The organism is Methylocystis sp. (genome assembly GCF_050246715.1).
GTDB lineage: Bacteria > Pseudomonadota > Alphaproteobacteria > Rhizobiales > Beijerinckiaceae > Methylocystis.
Window position 1 is genome coordinate 52648 of sequence record NZ_JBFWVN010000013.1, and the last position, 6326, is coordinate 58973.

The following is a 6326-nucleotide window of genomic DNA, read 5'->3' on the forward strand; positions in this document are numbered from 1 at the left end:
GAGCGGCCCGCGCCGACTCACTTGATCTCGACATCATAACTCGGCGCGCCGTCAGCGCCCTTGTAGGTGAAATGCCACCATTCGCGCGGATAATTTTCAAAGCCGTGGCGGCGCATCAACGCGACAAGCGCGTCGCGATGGGCGCGCGCGGTTTTCGAGGTCTTGGCCTTCGTCCACGAGCTAGGGTCGAAAAAATCGAAAGGCGTGCCGAAGTCCCAGCCCTTGACGCCGATGTCGACGGCGAGTCCGGTCGAATGGGTGGAATGTTCGGCGATATAGCCCTCAGGAAAGAGCGCGCTTTTGTTGAGATGCGGATAATGCGCCGCCTTCGTCCGCTGGTCGGGATTGCGCGACCAGTCAACGAAGGCCGAAACCGCGCGCTGCGGTCGATAGCAGTCATAGACTACGAGCGAAACGCCCTGCGCGCGCGCGTCCTGCTGCGCAGCGGCCAGCGCCTTGGCGGCTTCGGTGCGCAGCCAGCACTGGGGCGCGCCATAGCCGGGCACCGGCGCGTCGGTGAAATTATTGGCGCCGGCGTAGCGCATGTCCTGAACGATGTCTGGCGCGACGTCGGAGAGGCGCGCGAAGCCTGGCGGCGGGCTGTCGGCGCGTGCAAGGGACGCGGAAAGCGCGGCGATGAGTGAAAATGTCAATCTGCGCATGCCGGCTCCATGTGCGCTGGCGCAAACCAGGGTCGCCAAGCCTTGACTATAGGTCTTTCCAACTCAATCGGGAGCCCTCAGATGCAAGAGAGACGCGCCCCTTTCACCGGCCTCACCGTCGCTGCGCTGGTCGCTGGGGTCGCCTGGGGAGCAACGGCGCTCGCCGGCGACCGCTGCGTGGCGACGGATGCTCTAGGCGCTTCGATCGCCATCCGCGACCAGCACAAAACCGTCATCGACGTGATTGAGGATGGCAAGGCGATCGTCGTGCAGCGCTACGGCGAGGATGATAACGGCAAGCCCTGGGCCTATGTGGCGAGCCCCGGCGGCAAGCGGCTGGGCTGGCTCTATCGCGAATTCATCAGCTGCTCTTGAGTGCCGGGGTCGATTTGCCGATGATAAATTCCGGGCGTGCAGTCCGGAGGACGCGTATGACGAACCGTTTCAACCGACGCCGATTTCTCGCCGCCTCCGCCGCCGCAGGCGCTGCGCTTGACATGGGCGCCGACGCGGCGAGAGCCGAGGGAGCCACGTCCTTCTCGCGCGGGGCCGCGCTCAATGCGCCACAGCCTTTGCCGTTCGATTCCGCCAAGATCAAAGGGCTGTCGGAGAAGCTCCTCGTTTCGCATTATGAAAATAACTATGTCGGGGCGGTCAAACGCCTCAATGCGATCGCCAAAGAACTCGCGACTCTCGATTTCGACAAGGCGCCGGGATTTCAGATCAACGGACTGAAGCGCGAGGAATTGATCGCGACAAATTCGATGATCCTGCATGAAATCTATTTTGCTGGACTCGGCGGCGGCGGCGCCGGGCCGGGAGCCGAACTCGTCCAGGCGATCGATCGCGATTTCGGCGGCTTCGAGCGTTGGCGCGCCGAATTCGTCAGCATGGGCAAGGCGCTCGGGGGCGGTTCCGGCTGGGTAATCCTCGCCTATGACAAGCGCGGCAAGAGGCTTGTTAATTCATGGGCCAGCGACCACACCCAAAATATCGCTGGCGGCGAACCGCTGCTCGTCCTCGACATGTTCGAGCACGCCTATCAGATGGATTTCGGGGCAAAAGCCGCCGATTACGTAAAAATCGTCATGGAGGCGCTCGACTGGTCGAACGCCGATCGACTCTACGCCAGATACAGCAAGGCGTAGGCGTGGGAATGCAGTTCGGACCGTTTGAACGACGCCGCGCCGCCACAGCCTATTTTGTCCCATCGGGCGCCGCCGTCTCGCCAAACAGTATCTCGCGCTCCAGCGCGGTAAAATCCAAACGCCGGCGCTCATAGGGCGCGCCGGCCGCATAGGCGCGGATCACCGCCGGCCGCGACCGGATCGCCTCGAACCAGCGTTTCAGATGCGGGAAGTCGTCGAGGTCTTGGCCCTGATCCTCGTGCGGGACAACCCAAGGATAGCTGGCGATGTCGGCGATCGAATATTCGCCGGCAAGATAGGGCGTCTTGGCGAGCTGGCGGTCCATCACCCCATAGAGCCGCGCGGTCTCGTTGCGGTAGCGCTCGATCGCATAGGGAATTTTCGCCGGCGCATATTTGGCGAAGTGGTGGTTCTGACCAGCCATCGGGCCAAGCCCGCCCACTTGCCAGAACAGCCACTGCAGCGTTCGCGCGCGACCGTGAACGTCGGCGGGCAGGAGCCGCCCGGTCTTCTCAGCGAGATAGACTAGTATCGCGCCGGATTCGAAGAGCGCGACCGGCGCCCCGCCATCCGCCGGCGCGCGGTCGACGATCGCCGGCATGCGGTTATTGGGGGAAATCGTCAGAAATTCCGGTTTGAACTGATCTCCCTTGCCGATGTCGACCGGCATGATCCGGTAGGCGAGCCCGGTTTCTTCTAGAAAAATCGCAATCTTGTGGCCGTTGGGCGTAGGCCAATAGTGAAGATCGATCATGGACCAGCGTCCGAAGGGAGACCAAAGCGTGTTGTAAGCCCTCGCGCTCCAAGATCAATCGCCAAGGGCGTGCTAGGCTACGCTGGGGAGCGGCTCGACATGTTGATCAGATTCTCGAAAATCCTGCTGACCGCGGCGCTCGGCATCCTGATTTTGCTCGTCGCGATCAATAATGTGACGGATTATGACACCAATTATCAGGTCGTCAGCCATGTGATGTCGATGGACCAAGTGCCGGCCGGCAGCCCGCTGGAGTGGCGCGCCATCGCTAACCCGACGCTTCATCGATTGCTTTACGGCTTCATTATCGCAGTCGAATTCGCCGCCGGCGCGTTAATCGTCGCTGGCGTGTGGCGGCTATTGTTCGTTCGTCATGCGGAAGCGGCGCTTTTCAACGCCGCTAAGGATGTCGCGATCGCCGGGCTTGCGCTCGCCGTCGGGCTTTATCTCTTTGGCTTTATGGCGGTGGGCGGCGAGTGGTTCCAGATGTGGCGCGCCGGAGCCGACCTGCAGCAGGCCGCGTTCCGCTTTATCGGCTGCGCGGCGCTGGTCATGCTATTCCTTGGTCAGCCCGACGCCTGACTCGTCACAGCCGTTTCAGCATATTGTAGCCGAGGAGGCCGCCGAGTCCGGCGCCGACCACTGCAATGAGCGGACCGCCGATCGCGACGCCCGTCAGGCCGCCTAGAACGGCGCCGACCCCGGCGAAGAGATATTTGTTCTTTTGCACCGTAGGGTTTTCTTCGTCAGCCATTGGAAGGTCCTCATGAAGGAAGCGTCCGCAAGGGCGAGTTATGGAGAGCGGCGCTAAAATCAAGGGCGGCGGCGCGTCGCAGCCAGGTTAGAGAGCTCCGCGGAACGCAAGCGCCGCCGTCGCATGGCTGCCTATAAATCGGACGCGCTGTTTGTTTTCGCGCCGGCGCCATTCCAATCGCTTAACGCCAATTAAACCCTCGTTTGCTTTGACCTTGGCTTCCGCCTATTTTCCCCGCGATTTAACTCGGCGAGGGCGGAGCCTATGCTCTGTCGAAGGATTAACGCATCAGTGTCAGCCAGTCTCTCGATTTGTATTCCTATCTACAATTTCGGAAAATTCATTTCGGAAACACTTGATTCAATCCTTGGTCAGGACGGCGGCGAAGAGGTTGAAATCGTCATTCTCGATGGAGCCTCCACCGATGACACTGCTGAAATTGTCGCTGACTACCAGCGCAAACATCCCAACATCAAATTTGTGCGGCAGCCTCAGAAGGGTGGCATCGATGTCGATATGGCGAAGTCAGTGGAGCTCGCGTCCGGCGACTATTGCTGGCTGTTCAGCGGCGACGACATCATGCTGCCGGGCGCGGTTCTCCGCGTATTGAGCGAGATTCAAAGCGGCCAGGATCTCTATTTGTGTAAGCACACGGAGTATTACGTTTACCTCGACCAGTCGACCGAATACCCGACCGTGGCGTGCGAGGACGGCGCCGTCTTTGAACTTTCAGATCGCCGCAGTCGCCGCGACTATTTCAGCAAAGCGGTCAACACCGAAGCGTTCTTCAGCTTCCTTGGCGGAATCATCGTCAAGCGCTCGACATGGAATCGCGTGCCGCTCAACGAAGTATTCGTCGGCAGTTGCTGGGCGCATGTGGCGCGCCTGTTCGCATTGATGCGCAGCGGCCTGAGCGTCAAATGTCTCTCTGGCGCGTTGTTGGACCGCCGCCCTGACAATGACTCCTTTGGCGGCGGCGGCATGGTCGATCGCTATCGCATCACCATCGACGGATACCATAAAATCGCTGATCACTTTTTTGGTCACGGGAGCGCCGAAGCGTTCCATGTACGTCGCGTGATCCGTCATGAGTGCCATCCGACGGCCATGCAGCTCGGCAAATTCATGTGCCTAATCAATCCGGCTGGCGAAAACCGCACGCTGATGGATGGCCTGATGAACAAAGCCTATTGCGATTTCTCTTTCGCCAACATGCGCGCGAAACTCGCCTATGCGACGATGTCGGCGACGCGGTTCAGACAGCGCAATCCCGAACTCTGCGCTTACCATGAGCTGAGGTTGAAGGCGCGTTCGAGGAACTGAATCTGTGGCTGCCGCCCGTTTACGCTAGACCGCAAGAACGCCAACCTCCACGGGTTCAGAGCGAGCGCGGCGAGGCGTCGCTATCGCCTGTCCCTCAACTGATAGGACTGGCTTCGTATCATATCCAACAGTGTTCGCGTTGACTGCTTCCAGGTCGAAACCTCGATCCGTGGAGCCTGCTTTGGCGTGGACAAGGCTTTCCGCAATTGCGCGGCGAGGGCGGAACTGTCCAATTTCTTGAAATAGCTTATGTGCTCACCTGCCAATTCGCGAAAAATCGGAATGTCGGACGCAATGACGGGCAGGCCATGGTTTGCCGCCTCCATAATGGGTAAACCAAACCCCTCAGCAAGCGATGGAAAGACAAGCGCGCGCGCGTTCTGGTACAGACAATTCAAGTCAGCGTCGTTTGCGTTTTGCAGCCAATGAAGACGTTTCCCATATTGTTCATGTTCAAGAACCCTGCTCTGTAACGCCTTGCTCACCCATCCGTAGCGTCCGACTATGACATAGCGAGCTTCAATTCCGGAATTCCATAGTTCTTCCATCGCGTCGAGCGCGACATCATAGCATTTGCGCGGCTCCAAGGTGCCGACGCTTAAGAGGAATGGAGAATCGACCTGCGTGATCGAGGTCGCCTCGTCTGAAACGGATTGTGTGAGGTCGCATGGAATATCGCCGCCGAGACGGAACCAGCCGATAGGCATGCGATTAGGTTCCGGCAAGCCGGCCAAGTAAGCGCTCAGCTCATTTGCGACATTTTCCGATATGCAAACCGCCGCATCGCAATGGCTAACGATGGTGGCGAGCCAGTCATCATAATGCGCTCGTTGAAGGGGGCTGAACGCCCAAGGTATGATTTTCGGCAAGAGGTCATAGACGCAAACGACGGTCTTGCCATTCCGTTTTCGGACTTCGTCAATGATCGCCGAATAGGTCGTCAACATTCCCCCTGGCGCGTCGATCATCAGGAAGACGTCTCCCGGCCCGAGTTCAATCGTCTTTGAAGCGGTCGCATTATTGAAATAGGGATAGAAACTGCCGTGGTGCTCGAACACAGGAAGCGCCAGACCCATTTCTGCGGCGGCAAAAGCCACTTCCTTGACGACTCGCTGGATCCCAGTTTTCTTGCCCGAAAAATGAGTCGATGTGACGTCGATCAATATTCTGGGATTTTGGGGCGCGCTTTGATTGGATGGGGCGAGCGAGGGGCGTTCTGCGAGAAGCTGTTGTAACCGTCGTTCGGATCGCCATCGGTCGTCAGGCAGGAAGCCCAAACCACCCAGAAGTCTCGAGATTGTCCAGGAAAACTCGACCGACCTCGTCCGAATGAAGTCTTCTACGCTTTGTTTTTGCGGTTCCTGCTGAAAAAAAAGCTCCCGATATAATTTCTCCAAAAAATAACGCTCAACCGCATTATTCCTGTCCACCACCATGCTCCATGGTTCCGAATGGATCGCCCCATTTGGGAGAAGCGCATTTAGCCCGGTTTAGCGCCTTGTGCGTCGAAGGCGGAATGCCCCGCGTCAACGCCGTCGCAGGCGTCGAATATCTCCTATTAGCCCATCTTATTCGTGACGGCGCCGTTCGAAGGCTGGCGAGCATAGCATAGGTGGCTGAAACGGCGTAGGATTCGGTTGCTGACACCAACCCGTTCCGCTTCGACCTCACAGCCACGCCCGCCA

At 58.9% G+C, this 6326-nt stretch carries 8 protein-coding genes; 4 read left to right on the top strand and 4 right to left on the bottom strand.

Going from position 1 to position 6326, the window contains the following annotated elements:
- Window positions 1-17 precede the first annotated feature (17 nt).
- Window positions 18-662 (bottom strand): M15 family metallopeptidase, encoded by a 645-nt coding sequence (locus tag AB7I51_RS06855; RefSeq protein ID WP_428403642.1) that lies wholly within the window; start codon window positions 660-662, stop codon window positions 18-20.
- A gap of 81 nt (window positions 663-743) precedes the next feature.
- Here AB7I51_RS06855 and AB7I51_RS06860 point away from each other — a divergent pair, with 81 nt between their 5' ends.
- Together AB7I51_RS06860 and AB7I51_RS06865 are read left to right on the top strand one after the other, a co-directional pair.
- Window positions 744-1037: a peptide-binding protein gene (locus tag AB7I51_RS06860; protein ID WP_428403643.1), complete on the top strand. Its 294-nt coding sequence runs from the start codon at window positions 744-746 to the stop codon at window positions 1035-1037.
- A 56-nt stretch (window positions 1038-1093) separates the two neighbouring features.
- Window positions 1094-1810 carry a superoxide dismutase gene (locus AB7I51_RS06865; RefSeq protein ID WP_428403644.1) on the top strand — a complete coding sequence of 239 codons (717 nt, stop codon included), beginning with the start codon at window positions 1094-1096 and terminating at the stop codon, window positions 1808-1810.
- 49 nt (window positions 1811-1859) lie between these two features.
- On the opposite strand, the gene AB7I51_RS06870 is transcribed toward AB7I51_RS06865, so the two are convergent.
- Window positions 1860-2564, bottom strand: coding sequence for a glutathione binding-like protein (locus tag AB7I51_RS06870; protein ID WP_428403645.1), 705 nt, complete (start codon window positions 2562-2564; stop codon window positions 1860-1862).
- A gap of 99 nt (window positions 2565-2663) precedes the next feature.
- Between AB7I51_RS06870 and AB7I51_RS06875 the strand changes: the two genes are divergently transcribed.
- Window positions 2664-3146, top strand: coding sequence for a DUF2165 family protein (locus AB7I51_RS06875; RefSeq protein ID WP_428403646.1), 483 nt, complete (start codon window positions 2664-2666; stop codon window positions 3144-3146).
- Window positions 3147-3150: 4 nt separating this feature from the next.
- On the opposite strand, the gene AB7I51_RS06880 is transcribed toward AB7I51_RS06875, so the two are convergent.
- Entirely contained in the window at window positions 3151-3318 is a 168-nt protein-coding gene (locus AB7I51_RS06880) for a hypothetical protein (RefSeq protein WP_428403647.1), read from the bottom strand.
- A 291-nt stretch (window positions 3319-3609) separates the two neighbouring features.
- Between AB7I51_RS06880 and AB7I51_RS06885 the strand changes: the two genes are divergently transcribed.
- The gene (locus AB7I51_RS06885; RefSeq protein ID WP_428403648.1) at window positions 3610-4641 is read left to right on the top strand and encodes a glycosyltransferase family 2 protein; all 1032 of its coding nucleotides are present in this window, start codon (window positions 3610-3612) and stop codon (window positions 4639-4641) included.
- Window positions 4642-4721: 80 nt separating this feature from the next.
- Here the strand turns inward: AB7I51_RS06885 and AB7I51_RS06890 are convergent, their stop codons facing one another.
- Window positions 4722-6071 (bottom strand): glycosyltransferase family 4 protein, encoded by a 1350-nt coding sequence (locus tag AB7I51_RS06890; RefSeq protein ID WP_428403649.1) that lies wholly within the window; start codon window positions 6069-6071, stop codon window positions 4722-4724.
- Between the last annotated feature and the right edge of the window lie 255 nt (window positions 6072-6326).